The sequence below is a fragment of the Photorhabdus hindustanensis genome, assembly GCF_002968995.1.
GTDB classification, from domain to species: domain Bacteria; phylum Pseudomonadota; class Gammaproteobacteria; order Enterobacterales; family Enterobacteriaceae; genus Photorhabdus; species Photorhabdus akhurstii.
Genome location: NZ_PUWT01000082.1, coordinates 24,860 through 46,990, shown reverse-complemented (window position 1 = coordinate 46,990; position 22,131 = coordinate 24,860). Strand labels below are relative to the sequence as shown.

Annotated in this window: 22 protein-coding genes; 19 read left to right on the top strand and 3 right to left on the bottom strand. The window is 43.5% G+C overall.

Translation table 11 applies throughout. The features are described from left to right. From C6H66_RS22880 to mazF, 3 genes are all read left to right on the top strand, one after another. Positions 1–210 (top strand): transposase (locus C6H66_RS22880; RefSeq protein WP_181150275.1); only part of this gene is annotated, 210 nt, incomplete at its 5' end. 836 nt (positions 211–1,046) lie between these two features. Next, positions 1,047–1,292, top strand: coding sequence for an AbrB/MazE/SpoVT family DNA-binding domain-containing protein (locus tag C6H66_RS22865; RefSeq protein WP_036805875.1), 246 nt, complete (start codon positions 1,047–1,049; stop codon positions 1,290–1,292). Continuing rightward, complete coding sequence (mazF, locus tag C6H66_RS22860; RefSeq protein ID WP_040148713.1) at positions 1,292–1,624, top strand: endoribonuclease MazF; 333 nt, start codon at positions 1,292–1,294, stop codon at positions 1,622–1,624. Before C6H66_RS22865 ends, mazF begins: the two co-directional genes overlap by 1 nt. Positions 1,625–1,830: 206 nt before the next feature. Here mazF and C6H66_RS22855 read toward each other — a convergent pair whose 3' ends face one another. Both C6H66_RS22855 and C6H66_RS22850 read right to left on the bottom strand, forming a co-directional pair. Continuing rightward, a complete protein-coding gene (locus C6H66_RS22855; protein ID WP_105396817.1) occupies positions 1,831–2,808 on the bottom strand; it encodes a bile acid:sodium symporter family protein in 978 nt (325 codons plus the stop codon). An 84-nt stretch (positions 2,809–2,892) separates the two neighbouring features. Further along, positions 2,893–3,930, bottom strand: coding sequence for an oxidoreductase (locus C6H66_RS22850; RefSeq protein ID WP_105396816.1), 1,038 nt, complete (start codon positions 3,928–3,930; stop codon positions 2,893–2,895). 196 nt (positions 3,931–4,126) lie between these two features. Between C6H66_RS22850 and C6H66_RS22845 the strand changes: the two genes are divergently transcribed. From C6H66_RS22845 to C6H66_RS22805, 9 genes are all read left to right on the top strand, one after another. Then, a complete protein-coding gene (locus C6H66_RS22845; RefSeq protein ID WP_105396815.1) occupies positions 4,127–4,567 on the top strand; it encodes a DUF2569 domain-containing protein in 441 nt (146 codons plus the stop codon). 122 nt (positions 4,568–4,689) lie between these two features. Then, complete coding sequence (gene rsxA / locus C6H66_RS22840) at positions 4,690–5,271, top strand: electron transport complex subunit RsxA (RefSeq protein ID WP_011146612.1); 582 nt, start codon at positions 4,690–4,692, stop codon at positions 5,269–5,271. Beyond that, on the top strand, positions 5,271–5,903 hold the full coding sequence (gene rsxB, locus C6H66_RS22835; protein ID WP_105396814.1) for an electron transport complex subunit RsxB: 633 nt from the start codon (positions 5,271–5,273) through the stop codon (positions 5,901–5,903). The genes rsxA and rsxB overlap by 1 nt, the downstream gene beginning before the upstream one ends. Further along, positions 5,896–8,223, top strand: coding sequence for an electron transport complex subunit RsxC (rsxC, locus tag C6H66_RS22830; protein WP_105396813.1), 2,328 nt, complete (start codon positions 5,896–5,898; stop codon positions 8,221–8,223). The genes rsxB and rsxC overlap by 8 nt, the downstream gene beginning before the upstream one ends. A 12-nt stretch (positions 8,224–8,235) precedes the next feature. After that, positions 8,236–9,315, top strand: coding sequence for an electron transport complex subunit RsxD (gene rsxD / locus C6H66_RS22825; RefSeq protein ID WP_036776170.1), 1,080 nt, complete (start codon positions 8,236–8,238; stop codon positions 9,313–9,315). Between the two features lie 9 nt (positions 9,316–9,324). Beyond that, on the top strand, positions 9,325–9,954 hold the full coding sequence (gene rsxG / locus C6H66_RS22820) for an electron transport complex subunit RsxG (RefSeq protein WP_036805851.1): 630 nt from the start codon (positions 9,325–9,327) through the stop codon (positions 9,952–9,954). Next, entirely contained in the window at positions 9,951–10,649 is a 699-nt protein-coding gene (locus tag C6H66_RS22815) for an electron transport complex subunit E (protein ID WP_046396527.1), read from the top strand. The genes rsxG and C6H66_RS22815 overlap by 4 nt, the downstream gene beginning before the upstream one ends. Position 10,650: 1 nt before the next feature. Beyond that, positions 10,651–11,289, top strand: a complete 639-nt coding sequence (nth, locus tag C6H66_RS22810) for an endonuclease III (RefSeq protein WP_036776177.1) — start codon at positions 10,651–10,653, stop codon at positions 11,287–11,289. Between the two features lie 139 nt (positions 11,290–11,428). After that, on the top strand, positions 11,429–13,372 hold the full coding sequence (locus C6H66_RS22805; protein ID WP_105396819.1) for an exoribonuclease II: 1,944 nt from the start codon (positions 11,429–11,431) through the stop codon (positions 13,370–13,372). Between the two features lie 95 nt (positions 13,373–13,467). On the opposite strand, the gene C6H66_RS22800 is transcribed toward C6H66_RS22805, so the two are convergent. Next, a complete protein-coding gene (locus tag C6H66_RS22800; protein WP_105396812.1) occupies positions 13,468–15,453 on the bottom strand; it encodes an alkyl/aryl-sulfatase in 1,986 nt (661 codons plus the stop codon). A gap of 640 nt (positions 15,454–16,093) precedes the next feature. On the opposite strand from C6H66_RS22800, the gene C6H66_RS22795 reads away from it, so the two are divergent. The 7 genes from C6H66_RS22795 to C6H66_RS22765 all read left to right on the top strand — a co-directional run bounded on the left by C6H66_RS22795 (position 16,094) and on the right by C6H66_RS22765 (position 22,119). Beyond that, positions 16,094–16,543, top strand: a complete 450-nt coding sequence (locus C6H66_RS22795) for a phage tail protein (protein ID WP_036776181.1) — start codon at positions 16,094–16,096, stop codon at positions 16,541–16,543. 129 nt (positions 16,544–16,672) lie between these two features. Next, positions 16,673–17,962: a phage tail sheath family protein gene (locus tag C6H66_RS22790; protein ID WP_105396811.1), complete on the top strand. Its 1,290-nt coding sequence runs from the start codon at positions 16,673–16,675 to the stop codon at positions 17,960–17,962. Between the two features lie 54 nt (positions 17,963–18,016). Further along, complete coding sequence (locus tag C6H66_RS22785; RefSeq protein ID WP_105396810.1) at positions 18,017–19,198, top strand: phage tail sheath family protein; 1,182 nt, start codon at positions 18,017–18,019, stop codon at positions 19,196–19,198. 18 nt (positions 19,199–19,216) lie between these two features. After that, positions 19,217–19,675 (top strand): phage tail protein, encoded by a 459-nt coding sequence (locus C6H66_RS22780; RefSeq protein WP_065391978.1) that lies wholly within the window; start codon positions 19,217–19,219, stop codon positions 19,673–19,675. Beyond that, positions 19,672–19,851: a DUF5908 family protein gene (locus tag C6H66_RS22775; RefSeq protein ID WP_040148696.1), complete on the top strand. Its 180-nt coding sequence runs from the start codon at positions 19,672–19,674 to the stop codon at positions 19,849–19,851. The genes C6H66_RS22780 and C6H66_RS22775 overlap by 4 nt, the downstream gene beginning before the upstream one ends. Next, the gene (locus C6H66_RS22770; protein WP_036805827.1) at positions 19,838–20,521 is read left to right on the top strand and encodes a CIS tube protein; all 684 of its coding nucleotides are present in this window, start codon (positions 19,838–19,840) and stop codon (positions 20,519–20,521) included. Before C6H66_RS22775 ends, C6H66_RS22770 begins: the two co-directional genes overlap by 14 nt. Further along, positions 20,518–22,119 (top strand): phage baseplate assembly protein V, encoded by a 1,602-nt coding sequence (locus C6H66_RS22765; protein WP_105396809.1) that lies wholly within the window; start codon positions 20,518–20,520, stop codon positions 22,117–22,119. The genes C6H66_RS22770 and C6H66_RS22765 overlap by 4 nt, the downstream gene beginning before the upstream one ends. Positions 22,120–22,131 lie beyond the last annotated feature (12 nt).

Here is a 22,131-nt window from a genome sequence, read left to right as displayed (position 1 = left end):
TACCTTCCGCCATACAGCCCAAATTTAAACCCGATAGAGCGATTATGGAAGGTCATGAATGAACAGGTTCGAAATAACCGTTATTTCGCTGATAAACATGAATTTCGAGACAAAGTCTTCAAATTTTTCACCACAACGCTACCTGATATAGCGAACTCGCTGATGTCTAGAATTAACGACCATTTTCAGGTGCTAAAAACTGCATCTTGAAGTTTCTTGGGTATATCAAAACACGTTAGGAGTTCTGGAATATGTCCGTATTAGATGAAGCAACAGCAGTAATAATTTGGCTGTTTATGATTTACGTATTGTATTTCGGTCATTTCTGGTATATCTCTGTTCCGTTAGGCTTATTTTTTGTATTCACGACAGTTAAAACGGCTAAAACAGTAAAAATTAAAATTTTATGTGCTGGATTAGCGTTGTTTTTTTTTAATTGCACCAATTACTGCATTACTAAAATATAGGGAAATTTTTTATTTGGAGTAATTTTCTGCGATCATATTAATGAGCAATTAATGTTATCCATGCGCCAATGGAAATATGTCGAATGTGGTGCTAAACGTCACTTCGATATAAATACGACTATTAATATTGCTGCAATATCTGCTTTCAATTTTTCCGGTTCATATGCCATGAACAGCAGGATATTGGTATCTAACAACAAATCCATTAGGAGTATTTTCCTTCAAACATATCAATAATTTCTATGCTGTTCATATCGTCAAAATTGGTGGGGACGCTACCTTTGCCTTTGAAGAAACTAACGATATTGGTATTCGTCTTATCGAAATTTTAAGCAGAACTTTTGGTGAACAAGCCTGTACTCAGGAATTAGCTGCCCTGCTAGCTCACCAACAACATTCGCATCCGCAAAACTGCGTTCTATCGTCCCCTTTCGTCGTTATTTCCGATTCCTAAACTCCCGCTTCAAAAACAGTTTTCATTTGCATTATGACAACACACAAGTAGAGTATCGACAAAGTTGATACTTAAAATTAAAACTGATAGAGTATCTTCATTGTTGATACTTTGAGGATTTAAAAATGGCACGAGTAGTAGTGAAAAAATGGGGTAACAGCCCTTCTGTACGTCTTCCGGTAGCTATCATGCAAGCCGCCTCACTTAATGTCGATGATACTGTTGATATTACTGTCGAAGATGGCCGAATTATCATTATTCCAGTCAGGGCGAAAGAGTATTCTCTAGATGCGCTATTAGCAGGAATTACACCGGAAAATATTCATGAAAAAATAGATTTTGGTTCTCCCGTGGGTAAGGAATTGATCTGATGGTTTCTCGTTTTGTGCCTGATGCTGGCGATATTATCTGGATTGACTTTGATCCTGTGACTGGACACGAACAGGGAGGCCATCGCCCCGCAGTAGTACTGAGTCCATTTGCATATAACAATAAAGTGGGGTTACTACTCTGTGTTCCTTGCACAACGAAGGCAAAAGATTATCCTTTTGAAGTTGAACTATCAGGAAGCCGCGATAGTGTCGCCTTAGCTGATCAGGTAACATGCGTTGATTGGCGAGCCAGAAAAGTGACAAAAAAAGGCAATGTTAATTCTTCAGAACTGGAAGATATAAGAGCTAAAGCAAAAGCGCTTATCGGATAACGAGGTTTTACATGACCAGACTCCAAACTCCTTAGTCTTAGATCTCGGAAGAAAAATATTTGAAATATAAAATTGCATTCATTGGGGAAATATAAAATTCAAATAGAAACTTACGATTTAAATTTCGTAGTCAAATATTACATTGTTGTAAATATCATTAATATATAAACATATATTTACAACAATTTCCTATCATAGATTTATATCTATCTCCGTTTTAACCTCCGAGCATAACGTTGCGCCAATACTGCACACACCATCAACTGAATTTGATGAAAAATCATCAACGGCAACAACATTACACCAACCGTCGCAGCCGGAAATAGCACATTCGCCATTGGCACGCCATTAGCCAGACTCTTTTTCGAACCACAAAAAACAATCGTAATTTCGTCTTCTTTATTAAAACCCAACCAGCGAGCGGTATAAGTATTAATAATCAGCACAATCGCCAACATAATGCAGCAAATAACCCCAATCATCAGTAGCGAATAACCATCAATTTTATGCCATATGCCCTCTACAACCGCCTCACTAAAAGCCACATAAACCACCAAAAGAATTGATGACCGGTCAGTTATATTCACTAGTTTTTTATGTTTCTCCACCCAACGTGCAATTAATGGCCGTGACAGATGCCCGATAATAAAGGGAACCATCAATTGAAGGACGATAGATTTTATTGCTGCCAATGTATCGGGGCTGCCTTCTCCCTGCGTATGGATCATCAGTCCGACTAATATTGGCGACAAAAACACGCCCAAAATACTGGATGCCGAAGCACTGCAAATAGCCGCGGCAACATTACCACCAGCAACCGAAGTAAAAGCAATAGCTGACTGAACTGTAGCCGGTAATGCGCAAAGATAAAGGAATCCCCAATAAATCGTTGGTGTCATGACTTCGGGTACTAGTAAATTCAGTCCTAATCCGATAATTGGGAATAAGACAAAAGTACTGAAAAAAACAACTAAATGAAGCCGCCAATGTCCCATGCCGGCAATAATAGCTTGACGAGATAATTTAGCGCCATGCATAAAGAACAACAGAGCAATAGCCGCTGTGGTTAACCGTCGAAATCCTACTTTTATTTCACCTTCGCAAGGAAAGAATGTTGCAATAACAACTACCGTCACTAATACCATCAAAAAAGGATCTATTTTTAATCTTTGCCACCAAGTCATTTATCATTTTCCTTGCTTTGCAAATAATTAGCCCGGCAAACCAGGCTAAGTAGTAAATTAAAAAGTCACAACAAGGTAGTAAGTTTAAATTGCCACTGTACGTTGTTGTTCTGCCGACTGAATACCGGCTTCAATTAATTTCATGATTTGAATTGCTTCACTTGCCGTGACTGGATTAGGTTTACCTAGCGTAATCGCATCACGGATAGCAGCATAATAAGCAGAATAATTACCAGGCAAAGTCGGTACATGTTCAGTCACTAACTCCTCTCCACTTAACAGTGTCATAACACCGTCACGAATATCATATCCCCAATCGGCATGCGGCGGCCTTTCCCCTGCTTTCAACCGTTCTTCCTGAGGATCAAGACCATATTTCACATAACTGCCTTCCATACCATGCAACGTATAAACAGCAGATTCAGCAGCCGCCACGGTTGTTGCATGAAGAACCACTTTAATATCCGAATAATTCAACAACACGTGGAAATAATCTACTGCTGCCGCTTGTGGGCGGATCATCCCCAAATCAGCGGTAATAGATTGTGGTTTACCAAATAGTTGAACCGCTTGGTCGAGTAAGTGAGGGCCTAAATCATACCAAATACCACTTCCTTGCCCCGCCGCTTCACGCCATCTTTGACGTATAACAGGACGATAACGATCAAAATGAGATGCGAAATATTTTAATTTGCCCAAACGATTTTCTTTAATTAACGATTTTATCGTCAGAAAACCGGAATCCCAACGGCGGTTATGAAAGACAGAAAGTAATAAATTCGCCTTTTCTGCCTGCTCTTTTAAAGATTCAGCTTGTTCAACGGTGATGGTAAATGGTTTATCCACCACAACATGCTTACCCGCTGCCAATGCCTTCCGTGCCAGAGGATAATGCGTATCATTAGGTGTCGGAATAACGATTAAATCAATGTCGGGATCATTAAAAAGATCCTCAGGGCAGGATACCACCGGAATATTTGACCAATCTGATTTCACTTTTTCAGCATCACTACTGGAAATGGCGGCCAATTTAACACCAGCAGTGCCGGCAATTAACGGTGCATGGAACGTTTTACTCGCATAACCATACCCCACCAACCCAACCTTTAACAGCTCACGCATAACAGCCCCTCAAACTCATTAATAATATGCAGCAATTCAGCATCCGTAAAAAATATCATTGGTAATGACCGTTGAGCAAATTATCTCTGAATCTACCCTTGAAGATCTTTCAACCAATCTATTCCTACAACCTATTTCCTAAGTCATCAGAATCGCCTATTATTCTTTTTTCGTATAGCTTCAAGTGGAATGATTTATGTATCAAACCAATGATTACCACCGAATTAATGGTTGGATTCTGGCTCCGGCAGCTTATCTGATTATGACCTTTCTCAGTGCCAGTATAATGCTTGCCTTATATATTGTGGCATTTTTTAGCCAAAACAGTGCATTGAGTGCCGGGAATAATCACTTTACTTTAATGTGGTTTCTTTCTGTTGCCATTACTGCGGTAATGTGGTGTTACACCCTATGGGTATTGAAACTGCTTTTCATTCGATCAAAAAGATTCCCGCAAATTTTTATTATTTGGCTTATTGTTACCATATTAATTGCATTGAAAACTTTCGCTTTCTCCCCTATTCCTGATCAAATGGCTTTACGCGCATTAGCATGGCCACTATTGGCAACCGCTATTTTCGTCCCCTACATTAAACGCTCTCATCGAGTCAAAATGACTTTCACACAAGATCGATAACCTCAACTTTCTTTGGTTGTTATCATTAACAATAGATTGCCCCTGGTAAGACAAGGGCATACTTATAATTTAATAAAAGTCAACTTAATAAAAAGTAAACAAACTCATTTTCAGGCACAGCAATGACTGACTATTTTCTTTTATTTGTTGGAACCGTATTGGTTAACAATTTTGTCTTGGTGAAATTCCTTGGCTTATGCCCTTTTATGGGCGTATCTAAAAAGCTGGAAACTGCCATCGGGATGGGATTTGCAACAACATTCGTTATGACACTGGCCTCTGTATGTTCATGGCTGGTGAATACCTTTATTTTATTACCACTGGATTTAATCTATTTGCGTACCCTGAGTTTTATTCTTGTTATTGCGGTGGTGGTGCAATTCACCGAGCTTGTTGTACGCAAAACCAGCCCGACGTTATACCGGTTATTGGGTATTTTCCTGCCGTTGATTACGACTAACTGTGCTGTACTTGGTGTGGCGCTGCTGAATATCAATCAATCACACGATTTTTTACAATCCGCTATCTATGGTTTCGGTGCTGCCGCCGGTTTCTCTCTTGTTATGGTACTGTTTGCCGCTATTCGTGAACGTCTGGCTGTTGCTGATGTCCCCGCCCCTTTCAAGGGGTCATCTATTGGTCTTATCACTGCGGGTTTAATGTCCTTGGCTTTTATGGGCTTTAGTGGTTTGGTGAAGTTCTGATGACATCATTATGGATTGCTATTGGTGCACTCAGTGCACTAGGGTTAATTTTTGGGTTAATCCTGGGGTTTGCTGCCCGCCGTTTTCAGGTGGAAGAGGACCCTATTGTTGAAAACATTGATGATATTCTGCCGCAAAGCCAGTGTGGGCAATGTGGTTATCCTGGTTGTCGCCCGTATGCTGAAGCCATAGCGAATAATGGTGAGATGATTAACAAATGCGCACCCGGTGGTGAACAAGCTATGCTGAAAATTTCAGAGCTGCTCGGTGTCGATCCACAACCATTAGATGGTGATGCAAGCGTACAAAATCCAGCCCGCAAAGTCGCCTTTATCGATGAAGAGAATTGCATCGGCTGCACCAAATGTATTCAAGCCTGTCCCGTAGACGCTATTGTCGGCGCTACCCGTGCCATGCATACCGTTGTTGAAGACTTATGTACCGGTTGTGACCTGTGCGTTGCTCCTTGCCCAACAGACTGCATTACGATGATCCCTGTAGCCACAACCACTGCTAATTGGAAATGGGATTTAAAAACCATACCCATTAAAAATATTACTGTTCAGCCATCGCACTCCGTTTCCATCAACAGTATCCCAGTTAAAAATATTGAGGCTGAACATCATGTTTAACTTATTCAATTTACTCAATAAAAACAAAATCTGGGATTTTGCCGGTGGTATTCATCCACCTGAAATGAAACTGCAATCCAGCCAAACTCCTTTACGCATTGCGCCACTACCAGAAGAGTTAATCATCCCATTGCAACAACATTTGGGTACGCAAGGCGAGTTGCTGGTTAAAGTAGGTGATAAGGTGCTTAAAGGCCAACCGTTAACGTTTGGCACTGGTCGCACAGTACCGGTTCATGCATCGACTTCCGGTACCATCATTGCCATTGAACCGTGTATTACCGCGCACCCATCCGGGTTGAAAGAGTTATGTGTTCGTTTGCGCCCTGATGGCGCCGACCAATGGTGTACACGCATTCAGACACTGGATTATCAATCATTGGATACAGAGACGATACTGAACCGAATCCATCAGGCAGGTATCGCAGGTTTAGGCGGAGCCGGTTTTCCGACCGCCGCTAAACTGCAAAGCGGTCGGCATGGCCTTAAGACGTTGATCATTAACGCGGCAGAATGCGAACCTTATATTACCGCGGATGACCGTCTGATGCAGGAACATGCCGACGAACTTATTGAGGGCATTCATATTCTGGAACATCTGCTTAAACCGGAGCAGATCCTGATTGGTATCGAAGATAATAAGCCAGAAGCGATAAAAGAACTTAAAACCGCGCTAAAAGGCGATAAATCGATTATCATCCGGGTTATCCCGACCAAATATCCTTCCGGCGGCGCTAAACAACTGACCAAAATCCTGACAGGTAAAGAAGTCCCATCCGGCGGCCGCTCCTCCGCTATCGGAGTGCTAATGCAGAACGTAGGCACAGTGGTTGCAATCAAGCGTGCCATTATCGATGGAGAACCTTTGATTGAGCGAGTCGTTACGCTTACTGGAGAAGCAGTTACCTCACCGGGTAACTTCTGGGCGCGGCTCGGTACTCCGGTACAATTTCTTCTCCAGTTAGCCGGATTTGAACCACAATCAGAACAAATGGTCATTATGGGCGGCCCTTTAATGGGATTCACGCTGCCCGACCTCAACGTACCCATCGTTAAGATCAGTAACTGTATTCTGGCGCCATCCCATCAGGAAATGGATTCAAATACAGCGGAAGAGGCTTGTATTCGTTGTGGATTATGTGTGGAAGCCTGCCCTGCCCGTTTATTGCCGCAACAACTCTATTGGTTCAGTCGTGGACAAGAGCACGAAAAGGCCAGAGATCACAATCTGTTCGACTGTATTGAATGCGGCGCCTGTGCTTATGTCTGTCCAAGTAATATTCCTCTGGTGCAATATTATCGCCAGGAGAAAGCTGAAATTCGGGCCTTGGATCAGGAAAACCGCCGTTCAACGGAAGCCAAAATTCGTTTCGAAGCTAAACAAGCCCGTATGGAACGAGAAAAATTGTCCCGTGAAGAACGACACAAAAAATCGGCCGTTCAAATTGATAATAAAGATAAAAGTGCTGTACAAGATGCACTTTCCCGGGTGAAGGAAAAACAGGCTGACGCAGGTAAAGTTGTTGCTATAGAACCGGGGCAAGTACCCGATAATTCCGCAGTAATAGCGGCTCGTCAGGCAAGAAAAGAGCAACTTCGCGCTCGTCAGGCGGAAAAACAGTCGGCTGAAAATATTAATATTGCTCCATCTGAACCAACAAGTGCGGAAGATCCACGCAAAGCCGCATTAGCAGCAGCGATTGCCAGAGCTAAAGCAAAGAAAGCAGCTCAAAATCAGGAAGTAGCGCCATCACTGGAAACAAAAGAATCTGAAACTACCGCTAGTGAACCTCGTAAAGATGCGGTCGCGGCCGCTATTGCCCGCGTCAAGGCTAAGAAGGCTCAAACTCAGCAATCAACTGAAATTCAGGCAGAAACACCGCCAGCAGAAGAAACTGATCCACGTAAAGCTGCCGTCGCTGCCGCTATTGCTCGCGTCAAAGCCAAGAAAGCTCAAACTCAGCAATTAACTGAAAATCAGGCAGAGATACCGCCAGCGGAAGACACTGATCCGCGTAAAGCTGCCGTTGCAGCCGCTATTGCTCGCGTCAAAGCCAAGAAATCTCAAACTCAGCAATTAACTGAAAATCAGGCAGAGATACCGCCAGCGGAAGACACTGATCCGCGTAAAGCTGCCGTCGCGGCCGCTATTGCCCGCGTCAAGGCCAAGAAGGCTCAAACTCAGCAATTAACTGAAACTCAGGCAGAAACACCGCCAGCAGAAGAAACTGATCCGCGTAAAGCGGCAATTGCTGCCGCTATCGCCAAGGTTAAGGCCAAAAAAGGCACTCAGGAACAACAGAAAGTTTCAATAGAATAGTGATTGTTATAAATGAAATTCAGACCCGTTCAAACTGACAATAAAAAACTAAAAGTCGCAAGTTCGCCTTTTACACACAACCAGCAAAATACCAGCCGTATTATGCTGTGGGTTGTGCTGGCAGCGATACCCGGTATCGCGGTACAAACTTACTTCTTTAGTTACGGTACCTTGTTCCAGATCCTACTTGCGGTGATTACCGCTCTGCTTGCGGAATCATTTGCCCTGTCTTTGCGTAAACAGGCAGTTATGCCTCGTTTGCAGGATAATTCTGCATTACTGACCGGTTTACTTTTAGGGATCAGCCTTCCTCCGCTGGCCCCTTGGTGGCTGATTGTATTAGGAACTGTCTTTGCTGTGATTATTGCCAAACACCTCTATGGCGGTCTTGGTCAAAATCCATTCAACCCGGCAATGGTCGGTTATGTCGTGCTGCTAATATCATTCCCAGTGCAAATGACCAGTTGGTTGCCTCCTATGGATTTACTGGCAACACAAATTACACCGCTAGACTGCCTGATGGTGATCTTCACCGGCCATACCCCCGATGGAACAACATTACAGCAGTTGCAACAAGGTTTCGATGGGATTAGCCAGGCCACACCACTAGATAGCTTCAAAACCGGTTTATTGACTCACAATATTGATGACGTTCTTCGCCAACCCATATTACAAGGATCTTTGGCGGGTATTGGCTGGCAATGGGTCAACATCGCTTATCTTGTTGGTGGGCTGATTCTACTGAACAGAAAAGTGATAACCTGGCAAATTCCTGTGGCATTTATCCTAGTATTAGGCTTATGTGCGCTCACAAGCTGGCTGATTGATCCATCCCGTTATTCGCCGCCATTATTACAACTGTTTTCCGGTGCAACTATGCTAGGCGCATTCTTTATTGCAACCGATCCCGTCAGTGCTTCTACGACACCCAAAGGTCGTTTGGTGTTTGGCGCCATGATTGGCCTGTTAGTTTGGGTTATCCGTGTTTATGGTGGTTATCCTGATGCGATAGCATTTGCGGTTTTACTGGCGAATATCACCGTGCCGCTTATTGACCATTACACCCAACCCCGCGTTTACGGGCATAAATAAGGAGCCGTTATGTTAGAAACCATGCGACGTCACGGCATCACGTTAGCCATTTTTGCCGCAATTACCACCGGGTTGACAGCTATCGTGAATTCACTCACCAAAAGTACTATTGCAGAACAGGCCGCACTACAGCACAAATCGCTGCTTGATCAGGTTATTCCGCCGGCTCTGTACGACAACGACATACAAAACGAATGCTATCTAGTCAATGCTGATGCTCTGGGCAATAACTTGCCTCATCGTCTCTATTTGGCGCGTAAAAACGGTCAACCCGTGGCGGCAGCGCTAGAAAGTACGGCACCGGATGGCTATTCCGGCGCTATTCAATTACTGGTCGGAGCTGATTTCTCAGGAAAAGTGCTTGGTGTACGGGTTACAGAACATCATGAAACCCCAGGACTAGGGGATAAAATTGAAACCCGGATTTCAGACTGGATTAATGTCTTCTCAGGGAAAACCATCACCTCTAATCATGACCGGCACTGGGCGGTGAAAAAAGATGGCGGTGAGTTTGATCAATTTACCGGCGCCACTATTACCCCACGCGCCGTGGTAAACTCAGTCAAACGGACTGCGCTTTATTTACAGACCATACCTGAACATCTCTCTTCTCTAGAATCCTGTGGAGAAAAATCATGAGTGAAACCAAAAACTTATTTATCCAAGGGCTATGGAAAAATAACTCCGCTTTAGTACAACTGCTAGGATTGTGCCCACTGTTAGCCGTCTCTTCCACTGCAACCAACGCGCTTGGCTTAGGGCTGGCGACGACACTGGTTCTAGTCTGTACCAACATTGCGGTTTCCAGCTTGCGTCGTTGGGTGCCCAACGAGATCCGTATTCCGATTTATGTTATGATCATCGCTTCGGTTGTTAGTACCGTCCAAATGTTGATTAACGCTTACGCTTTTGGCCTGTATGAATCACTAGGGATTTTCATTCCGCTGATTGTGACTAACTGCATTGTTATTGGTCGTGCTGAAGCCTATGCGGCGAAAAATCCGATCGTACCTTCAGCTATTGATGGCCTAGCAATGGGATTAGGAGCAACTTGTGCACTGTTTGTTCTCGGTGCTATTAGAGAAATTCTCGGCAATGGAACCCTATTTGATGGTGCTGATTTACTTTTGGGTAATTGGGCTAAGGTATTACGAATAGAAATCGTTCATATGGATTCCCCTTTCCTGTTAGCGATCTTACCTCCTGGCGCTTTTATCGGTTTGGGGTTAATGCTGGCAGCGAAATATCTTATTGACGAAAAAATGAAAACCAGAGCAATAAAAGAAAAAAGCAGTACAATAACAATGTCGCAAGAATCGGAGAGTTCTATTTGATATGAACAAACAGAAACGTATCGAAATTTTAACGCGCTTACGGGATAACAACCCAAAGCCAACAACTGAATTAGTTTTCACAACACCATTTGAGTTACTTATTTCAGTATTGCTTTCAGCGCAAGCGACAGATGTGAGTGTTAATAAAGCCACAGCAAAACTCTATCCCGTGGCAAATACCCCTCAGGCAATTCTGAATCTGGGTGTCGATGGGTTGAAAGAGTATATAAAAACAATCGGTCTTTATAACACCAAAGCGGAAAACACAATTAAAACCTGCCGAATATTGCTAGAAAAACATGCTGGCGAAGTTCCCGAAGATCGCGCCGCGTTGGAAGCATTGCCGGGTGTTGGCCGCAAAACGGCCAATGTGGTGTTAAACACCGCTTTCGGCTGGCCGACTATTGCGGTCGATACCCATATTTTTCGCGTTTGTAACCGTACTCAATTCGCGCCCGGTAAAAATGTCGATGAAGTCGAAAATAAATTACTGCAAGTCGTTCCGGCCGAATTTAAAGTTGATTGTCATCATTGGCTTATTTTACATGGTCGTTATACCTGCATAGCTCGTAAACCTCGTTGTGGCTCCTGTATTATTGAAGATCTATGTGAATTTAAAGAAAAAATTTACCCTGAGTAACTATTGTAATTTTCATTGCAATTTCCATACTGTCTTGCGCTATTTTGCAGATGTTGCTTGCTCGACACCGCCAATTCGCGTAAAACTGTTATTCCAAAAACTATCTGATAATAACCCTCTAACTTTCTCCGCGGATATTATGTTTCAAAACAACCCGCTGCTTGCACAGCTAAAACAGCAACTTCATTCCCAAACACTTCGAGTAGAAGGTTTGGTCAAAGGTACCGAAAAAGGATTCGGATTCTTAGAAGTCGATGGGCAAAAAAGCTATTTCATTCCTCCCCCACATATGAAAAAAGTTATGCATGGCGATCGAGTAACTGCCGCTATTCATACTGACAAAGAAAGAGAGATCGCCGAACCAGAAACATTGGTCGAACCATTTCTAAATCGCTTCGTTGGCCGCATCCAGAAAAAAGAAAACGATAACCGTTTATGGATCGTTCCTGATCACCCACTGTTAAAAGATGCTATCCCTTGCCGGCCGGCCAACCAGGTCACACATCCATTTCAACATGGTGATTGGGCCGTCGCTGAAATGCGCCATCATCCACTGAAAGGCAGCCGTGGGTTTCATGCGGAAATTACCGGCTATATTACTGAGGGCAGCGATCACTACTCCCCTTGGTGGGTAACACTAACTCGCCATAATCTGGAACGTGACGCTCCCACTATGACTGCCGATTGCCAGATGAACGATGGCGATCTTGAGCGCATTGACTTAACGTCGCTGGATTTCGTCACTATCGACAGTGCAACCACGGAAGACATGGACGATGCTTTGCATATCGCTAAGCAAGATGATGGCAGCCTGAAACTCAGTATCGCCATCGCTGATCCAACAGCTTATATCGCGGCTAATAGCGAACTGGATCAAATCGCCCATCAACGTGCTTTCACTAACTACCTGCCGGGTTTTAACATTCCCATGTTGCCGCGCGACCTGTCAGAGAACTTATGCTCTCTGCGCCCTAACTCCCGCCGCCCGGCATTGGTTTGTCAGGTTTCCATTCTGGAAGATGGTCAACTGGGTGATGATATTGCGTTTTTCTCTAGCTGGGTTGAATCAAAAGCTAAGTTGGTTTACGACGAAGTTTCCGACTGGCTGGAAGAAACAGGAACTTGGAAACCTTCTTCTGAGGCAATTGGAACTCAAATCACTCTCCTGAAAGAAATGAGTGATCGCCGTAACCAATGGCGCCACCAAAACGCGCTTATTTTCAAAGATCGTCCTGACTACCGCTTCATCCTCGACGATAATGGTTATGTACTGGATATCGTGGTAGAACAACGCCGTACAGCCAACCGTATTGTTGAAGAAGCGATGATCACTTCTAACCTGTGCGCCGCAAAAATCCTGCGCGATAAATTAGGTTTTGGTATTTACAATGTCCATATGGGTTTTGAGCCGCTGCAAATTGAACAAGTGGTTGAATTACTGCAAGAAAATGGTATAGATGCCAATACAGAAGAGTTGTTGACCTTAAACGGCTTCTGCAAATTACGCCGTGAATTGGATAAACAACCAACACAATTCCTTGATAGTCGCATTCGTCGTTTCCAGACTTTCGCAGAAATTAAACCTGAACCCGGTCCTCATTTTGGTCTTGGTTTTGAGGCTTACGCCACCTGGACATCACCGATCCGTAAATACAGCGATATGATTAACCATCGCTTACTGAAAGCGATTATTCAAAAAACGGATGTGGAACAACCCTCAGAAGAAACCTGTTTGCAACTGGCCGAACGTCGCAGATTGAATCGTATGGCCGAACGTGATGTGGGGGATTGGCTATATGCACGTTTCCTGCAACCCCATGCAGGAACAGAGCAACGTTTTACCGCGGAAATCATTGATATTACCCGTGGCGGTTTACGTGTTCGTTTGGTCGATAACGGTGCCGTAGCCTTTATACCGGCGCCATTCCTGCATGCGGTGCGTGATGAACTGCAATGTAGCCAAGAGACCGGCACAGTGATTATCAAAGGTGAAACCGCTTACCAATTAAACGACATTATTGACGTTCGTATTGAAGAAGTAAGAATGGAAACGCGTAATATTGTCGCCCGCCCTGCTGCCTGATTTCTCTCATAAAAACTTTCTGAATCAAACTACAGCGATTAAGCTGTAGTTTGTTATTAAAAATCCACAATCAAAGGGAAGAATTACATCACATTTTATCCTGCGCGGGGTGTCACTATATTGAACCAGAATGGAAAATTATCCAGCATACCAAGGAACTCATTAAACTTAGCGCGCTCTCCCTTAATTTTCACATTCCGTTTTTTCACCTGATTATCAAATTCTTCTTTACCCAGGTGAATTTTATCCAGAATAGCTTTGGCTAACGTCAATGTAACATCGGCCTGTGTCACCTGCTTATCCGTATAATTCAGTACCCCATTTTCCACGGTCAGTGTATAACGCTTATTGAGATCGGTAAGATTAATGTTCATCACCAATTTTTTACCGGCAGCTTTAGGCCCATTCAACCGCACGGCTAGATAATCAAATAACATCTCTGGTGATATGGCACGAATCGTATCCGGGCTGTTAGTATTCAGACCGCCAGATTTCGGTACACCATGACGCAGTTCCGACGCGCCTTGCAAATAGATTGAACGCCAGGAATTTGATTCAGATTGATAACCTAATTGCTCATAGGTTTTAGCTAACAATGCCTTCCCTGCCACACTATCGGGGTTCGCAAAAACAACATGCTTAAGCACTTGCGCTACCCAACGATATTCCCCTTTATCAAAATCAGCCTGCGCACGTTTAATTAACGCAGCCTCCCCTCCCATATATTCCACATATTTAATCGCGGAAGATTTTGGTGGCAGGTTGTTCAAATCAGAAGGATTTCCACTATACCACCCCATATAGAACTGATAAACCGCACGAACATTATGACTTAATGCGCCATGATAGCCACGGTTCGGAAAATAATGTGCAAGTTCTGATGGTAATCTGAGCATCTCAGAAATTTCTTCACCCGTGTAACCTTTATTCATCAGATTTACTGTCTGGTCGTGAATATATTTATATAAATCGCGTTGTTTTTTGAAATAATCCACCACACGCTCTTTACCCCACATCGGCCATTGGTGGCTCTGAAATTTTACCTCTACCTGATCCCCATATAATTCAATAACTTGATCAATATATTTCGACCAGGCTAAAGCATCGCGTACTTGGACACCCCGCAACGACAAAATATTATGCATGGTATTGGTGGTATTTTCCGCCATCCACATCGCTTTCCACTGTGGAAACCAGGTATTCATCTCAGCGGGAGCTTCCGTGCCAGGAGTCACCTGAAATACCATATCCACACCATCAACCGTCATTTTTTCGCCCGTAAGTTTGATAGTACGCGTTGGTGGGATCAACGTTACCGTTCCAGCCACCGATGCCAAACTCAAACCCGACCCCACATGCCCCTGGGGAGTACGCGGCAATACAGTACCAAACATATAAACAGCCCGACGGCTCATAGCATTACCGGCGATCACCTTCTCGCTAGCAGCCTGTTCCATAAAACCTTCTGGCGCAATAACTTGCACTTTTCCGGCTTTAACATCATCCTCGTTGACAATACCGCGCACACCACCGTAATGATCAACGTGAGAATGGCTGTAAATCACACTCACTACCGGCCTTTTACCCAAGTGTTTACTGACCAGATCGTAGGCTGCCTTTGCTGCTTCCGTAGATGTCGCCGGATCTAAAACAATCCATCCGGTATTTCCTGCAACAAAAGTAATATTAGCCAAGTCATAACCACGTACTTGATAAATATGATCGCTCACTTTATAGAGCCCATATTCCATATTCAGTTGCGCATTACGCCACAAACTAGGGTTAACCGTGTCTGGCGCCGGTGCTTTATCAGTAATAAATTTACGGTAACTATCGAGATCTAATATAACTTTACCTTTATCATCACGAATAATCAGAGAATCCGGCCTGGCGATAAGACCTCGTTTCGCATCATCAAAATCAGATTTATCATTGAATGGCAAAGTGGATGCCATTTCGGCATTAACTTGTTTAGTGATTTCCGTAGCTGGAAGGGAAAATTTATCGTGACTAAATGATGAAGGACTAAGAACGGCAAACGATACTGCGGTTGAAATGGTTAATAAGCATTTGTAATTCATAAGATAACATTCCTTTAGACAGATTAGTTAGATGACTAAAACTAGAAATAACTTTATCCATAAAATCCAAACGATATGAATCATAGCCTGGTAATAATAGATAGGAATATGGAAATAAGTAAAGGAAACAAATCCAGGTTATCGCTATTAGCACCACAACAAAAAATAGTTATTATTATAGGAAAACTATAAATAACAACATTAATCTCCCTTCTTCATTATTAAAATCAAATAACCTGACATATTAAACCTGAAAAAAGAATTATACGTAACCTTCTGTTAATAAATCGCTTTGCCGAAACTTAGCATCTTCTATATATCAAAATTTATAACACACCATTTATTCATCCTTTTATAGAAAAATATAACCATGTGATTATCAAATAATTTATATGGAAATAATTTTATTGATTGATAATTTTAAATATTAATAATTGATATTTGAAATTAACATTGATTGACTATAATCCAACGTGATCATCCATGTGATCTAAAATTTACCGAGTAACGTTTCTATATAAAGAGTAACCAAGAAAAACCAGGTTAGTGCGGTAGCTATTGTCTATAGTTCAGTGCTAATCAAAACAAAGCGATAATCGCGCTTAACATGTAATACACATGAAAAATAAAGGAAATAACTATGACCATAACAACAGAACAAATTGCTGTTGACTATCCAATACCAACTTATCGATTTGTTGTCTCCGTTGGTGATGAACAAATCCCTTTCAACAGCGTTTCGGGACTAGATATTACTTATGATGTCATCGAGTACAAAGATGGCACCGGTAATTACTATAAAATGCCGGGCCAGCGTCAACTGATCAATATTACGCTGCGTAAAGGGGTATTCCCTGGCGATACCAAACTTTTTGACTGGCTTAATTCCATTCAGCTTAATCAAGTTGAGAAAAAAGACGTTTCAATTAGCCTGACTAATGAAGCCGGTACCGAAATTTTAATGAGCTGGAGCGTAGCAAATGCATTTCCAACTTCATTAACCTCCCCCTCTTTTGATGCCACCAGCAATGATATCGCCGTTCAAGAAATAAAACTTACCGCAGACCGAGTAACCATTCAGGCTGCTTAAAGTATCACGATGACTGATATATCAGACGGGACAAAATGATGCTCAAAATTGGCATAACTGCCACCCGTCCAACTAAATTCACCATCCTACAGTTCATACAAAATATCGCCCAATAATTGGAGGCAATATATGCCAACATTAACAACTTATCCCGGCGTTTATATTGAAGAAGACGCCTCGCTATCTCTATCGGTTAATACCAGCCCAACTGCTATTCCTGTTTTTATTGGTAAATTTTTTAAAAAAAACGGCAGTCAGCCAGCAAAAGGGAGCTGTATTAGAATTACTAGTTGGTTGGATTTTACTTCTCAGTTTTCACTTTCACCGGCCATATCAGTGATGGCTACAAGTAACAGTGAGAATTCCCCAAAAACCTATACCTATGCCGCCACTGTCACAGCCACAACCATTCCTCTCAGTGCCTTTGCTGTACAACACTATTTTAATAATGGTGGTGGAGTCTGTTATCTGTTGCCGGTGGAAGAAGGAGAAGAATTAGCAACGCTGCCAGACCTGATTGAAAAACAACAGGAGATTACCTTACTGGTCTGTCCTGAAACGAATACAACGTTAAAACAGAACGTTTATAACGCCGTAAATTCTCTATTAAAGGATAAAGTAGGTTACTTCCTAATTGCTGATAGCGAAGATGGAACAAATAAGCCAGATACCCAAAAGGATAAAACCGCTGTCTATTACCCTAATTTAGAAACCTCTTTTACTTATAGCCGTCCGGCGGATGCTGATATTGCTCTGAGTGGTTATGAAAGCTTGACTAAGCTGGCAGAACTGAAATCAAAATCAACAGCGGAGTATGATAAAGCTAAAAAAGCCGTCGACGACATATTGAAAGCCACTAAAATTACCTTACCCCCTAGTGCCGCCGTTGCGGGTGCCTATGCAGCAACCGATGCCAGTCGTGGTGTCTGGAAAGCACCCGCTAATGTGGCATTGAATAATGCCAAACCATCTGAGCCGATCACAAATGATAAGCAAGGTACCATGAATGAAGCCGGTATTAACGCTATCCGTCACTTTACCGGCAAAGGCACGTTGATTTGGGGAGCACGTACATTAGACCAAACGGACAACTGGCGTTACATCCCGGTACGACGTTTATTTAATGCAGCGGAACGAGACATCAAGCGGGCAATGCAATTTGCCGTCTTTGAACCCAACAGCCAACCAACCTGGAAGCGGGTACAAACAGCCATCGACAACTATCTCTATCAACTTTGGCAACAAGGAGCACTCGCGGGAAATAAACCGCAAGAAGCTTATTTTGTCCAAATTGGTAAAGATATCACCATGACCGATGACGATATCAAACAAGGCAAAATGATCGTCAAAGTGGGTATGGCTGCGGTTCGTCCGGCTGAATTTATTATCCTTCAATTCTCGCAACATGTAGCACAGTAACCGTACTGAGACGCGGTTTAACACCGCGTCCATTCAGTCATTGAGGAGATGATAATGACAACAGAGACAAAACAGCCGGGCGTCATGATAACGGAAAGCCGTATATCTCTGCCACCAAACAATGAATTTATCGGTGTCCCCGTTTTTATTGGTTATACCGAAAAAAGCTCAAGTAATAAAACCGCCATTAAACTAAACAGCCTGACTGACTTTACCCAACATTTTGGTAAATCAGGATTAACCTATTATTCAGTGCGCCACTTCTTTGAAAACAGTGGTCGGCAAGCTTATGTCCTATCACTGGGCCATGATAAATCGCTAAATGATTTTCAATTATTTATCACTGCCCTACAACAGGACTGGGTTAAACAAGCCATTTCCACAGAGAACGAAATTACATTGATTGTTGTACCTGATATTGCTCGTTTTAGTGATACCAACACTCCAAAAGACCTTTGGCTACAATCTTGGCAATCAATACTTGAACTTTGCAAAAGCCGACGCGGCATCATGGGATTACTGGATGCTCCTGACGATCCAACATTAGCTGCTAATTGTCTGGCTGATTTTTCTTCAAGTGATCGACAATGGGGCGCCGTATACTGGCCAAGGCTGATAAGCGCCTACCAGGAGAAAGATAAACATATCGTACTTTCACCTACCGCTGCGGTCGCCGCTGTTATACAACGCAATGACAACCAAAAAGGCGTATGGACAGCCCCTGCCAATGTCGCTTTAACCAAGGTGATCAGCCCGGTACGCTCTTACATTGAAGCAGGCGCCCTCCTTAACCTTAATCAAGAAGGCACTTCGTTGAATCTGGTTCGCAGTTTCCCCGGCAAAGGCATTAAAATCTGGGGATGCCGCACACTGGACAACACGCCGGGTTCCCCTTGGCGTTATATCCAAATTCGCCGACTGGTTTCCTATATCGAAACCCACATGACCCAACTTGGCCGAGCCTTCGTCTTTGAACCCAATAACGCCATCACTTGGATGAAATTTAAAGGTCAGGCCCACAACTGGTTACGTCAGTTATGGTTAAAAGGTGGATTGCGCGGCACTCAGGAAGATCAAGCATTTGAGGTGTTACTGGGTGTTAATGAATCAATGAGTGAAGCCGATATCCTGGCCGGAAAGATGATCATGAAAATCAGGCTGGCCCTGTTAATTCCGGCGGAATTTATTGAGCTGAGTCTGACATTTGATATCCGTAACAATACTGTATCTAGCTAATCTCAACAGGGGAAAAACATGTACAACTTATACACCCCGTCAGTATCACACCGTTTTATCGCCAGTTTTCTGTTTAACAACATTCCCAGCCCACTTGATATCGCCTTTCAGCGCATATCGGGCCTGAGCCGAGAACTGCAAACCACTCAACACAGCCAAGGCGGGGAAAACGCCAGAAATGTCTGGCTAACCGAAAAGATCCAACATGGCAGTCTGGTATTGGAGCGTGGAGTCATGACCATCACCCCACTCACCTTAATATTTGATCGCGTGCTGCGCGGTGAGAAAGCGGTGTATGCCGATGTCGTCATCATGCTGCTGAACGAAAACACGTTACCTGTAGCAAGCTGGACCGTCAGTAACGCGCTACCGGTTCGTTGGTCCACCAGCGACTTTGATGCTAATAGCAACACCGTGTTGGTGAGCGCACTAGAACTACGTTATCAGGATATGCGCTGGTTAGGAGTAAAAGCATGACTGTAGAAATTAAGGAACTGATTATTCAGGCTAAAGTCACCGATCCGACGAATGATCAACTCGGTTCACGAACATTAGCCCAAGAAAAGCTGGATAACGCCCGTTTGGTTGAGATGGTGAAACGGGAAGTATTAGAGGCATTACGTGAAACAGGAGGCGATTATGAGTTTAATTGAACGCGGTTTATCCAGACTCACCTTAACAGCCTTCAAAGATCGGGAAGGCAAAATTTCCGTGGGTAGCTTACAAGCCATGTACAACCCCGATACGATCCAACTTGATTACCAAACCCGCTACCAACAGGACGAAAGTGTCAATCGTGCCAGCCAAAGCAGCCGCTATGTATTATCCCAACCTGCCGGATTATCCTTAGTCCTGCTATTTGATGCATCGATGCCCGGCAATAGCACGCCAATAGAAACTCAGCTTGCGACCCTAAAATCACTGTGTGCGGTTGATGCCAGCACCAAAGTACCCCACTTCCTTAAAATCAAATGGGGAAAAATGCGCTGGGAAAATAAAGGTTATTTTGCCTGCCGGGCCAGTGGCCTTGCCATCAACTACACCCTGTTTGACCGGGACGCCACCCCTTTACGGGCCAGTGCGACCTTATCTTTAGTGGCAGATGAAAGCTTAGTGATTCAGGATACCGAGCGGCAGTTAAAATCGCCGCCGGCCACTGCGGTTAGCGTCACAGACATGCTCTCCTTACCCTTAATTGCTTTAGGCGCCGGCGCTTCTCTGGCAGGCGGTATCGATTATCTCTCTCTGGCCTGGCAAAACGATCTGGATAATCTTGATGACTTTACCCCCGGGCAAACCTTACAAGCACGGAGGGATACATGAAAATACCCACAGTAATCATCAAGATAGGTGGTAAGACACTCAACCAATTTACCGTAATCAGCCTGACAACCAACCATCACATCAACGGCATCCCTTCGGCCAACATCACTCTAGGCATAGCCGGTGATGCCAGCCATATTTTTGACGCCAAGACGCAGGCTGAATTGACAAGCTGTCGCCCGAATCATGAAGTTATCGTGCAGATGCAAAAAACCGTGTTATTTAAGGGTGTTATCGTGCGGCAAACACTGGGGCTTAAAGGTCAAGACAGCATCATTACCCTGACAGCAAAACATCACCTGCAAAAATTAACCCATAGCTTTCACTCACAGCTATTTAATAAACAGAGTGATGAGGCGATTATCAAAAAACTCTTTAATCAGAATGGCATCCAAACGACGATCAAACAGGCGCCGCAACTCAAAACCGTTCATGAACAAATGGTGCAATTCCGTTGCAATGACTGGGCATTCCTAAAAAGCCGATTGACTGCGACTAACACCTGGTTATTGCCCGGTAATGAATCAGTTACCTTGATAACACCTAAGGCACTGAATAAGTCAACTGTGCATACCCTTCATCGGCATGCCAGCGATCAAAACATTGTGCTATTTGAAGCGGATCTCCAGTGGAATAACCAACACAACCCCAAAACCGTGAGTATACGTGCCTGGGATGTGACTCAACAAAAGCTTTCTCAGGCAATCAATACCCAAAACAGCAAGCTTGGCAGTAACAAGCTTGCCGTGGACAGTATCGATGCGCTAGCTGATAAAGAGTGGCAATGGGCTTACAGCTATCCATTGGATAATGAACAAGCCAAACATCTTGCTCAAGGCATTATGGATAATCTACGCAGTCATAATATATCCGGTAGCTTTGAAATCGAAGGTAATCATCATTACCAACCGGGGAATGTTCTGGCGTTAAACGGCTTTGGTCAGGGAATGGATGGTCAAGGAATTATCACCGGAGTAAATCAGATAATTAATCAGCGGCAAGGCTGGCGCACCCGATTAACTTTAGGCATGTTGCCGGATGTAGACCCTCCGGTGCCACAGGTAAAAGAGTTACACATCGGTATCGTGGAAAAATATCAGCAAGACAGCCAATCGCTAGGCCGTATTCCCGTCAGAATACCAGCATTAAACCTAACCCAAGGTGTACTCTTTGCACGTTTAGGTAAACCTTATGCCAGTCATGAAAGTGGGTTCTGCTTTTATCCAGAACCGGGGGACGAAGTGATTATCGGCTTCTTTGAATGTGATCCCCGTTTCCCGGTGATATTAGGCTCCATGCATAATCCTAAAAATAAATCTCCGGTAGAACCCAGTGAAAAAAATCCGGTGAAAACCTTAGTGATCAAACAAGGAGATAAACAACAGGCATTAATATTCGATAACAAAGAAAACACCGTGGCACTTAATAGCGGAGAAAATAAAGTTTCTCTGCAACAGGATAAAGATATTACGCTCAATTCAACTAAAAATCTCATCACTCAGGCTCAGGAAATTAACATACAAGCGGAAAAATCTCTGTCAGCTACAGGAAAATCCGGGGTGGATATTAAAGGCTCGAAAATTAATTTAACACAATAATGAGGTATTGAA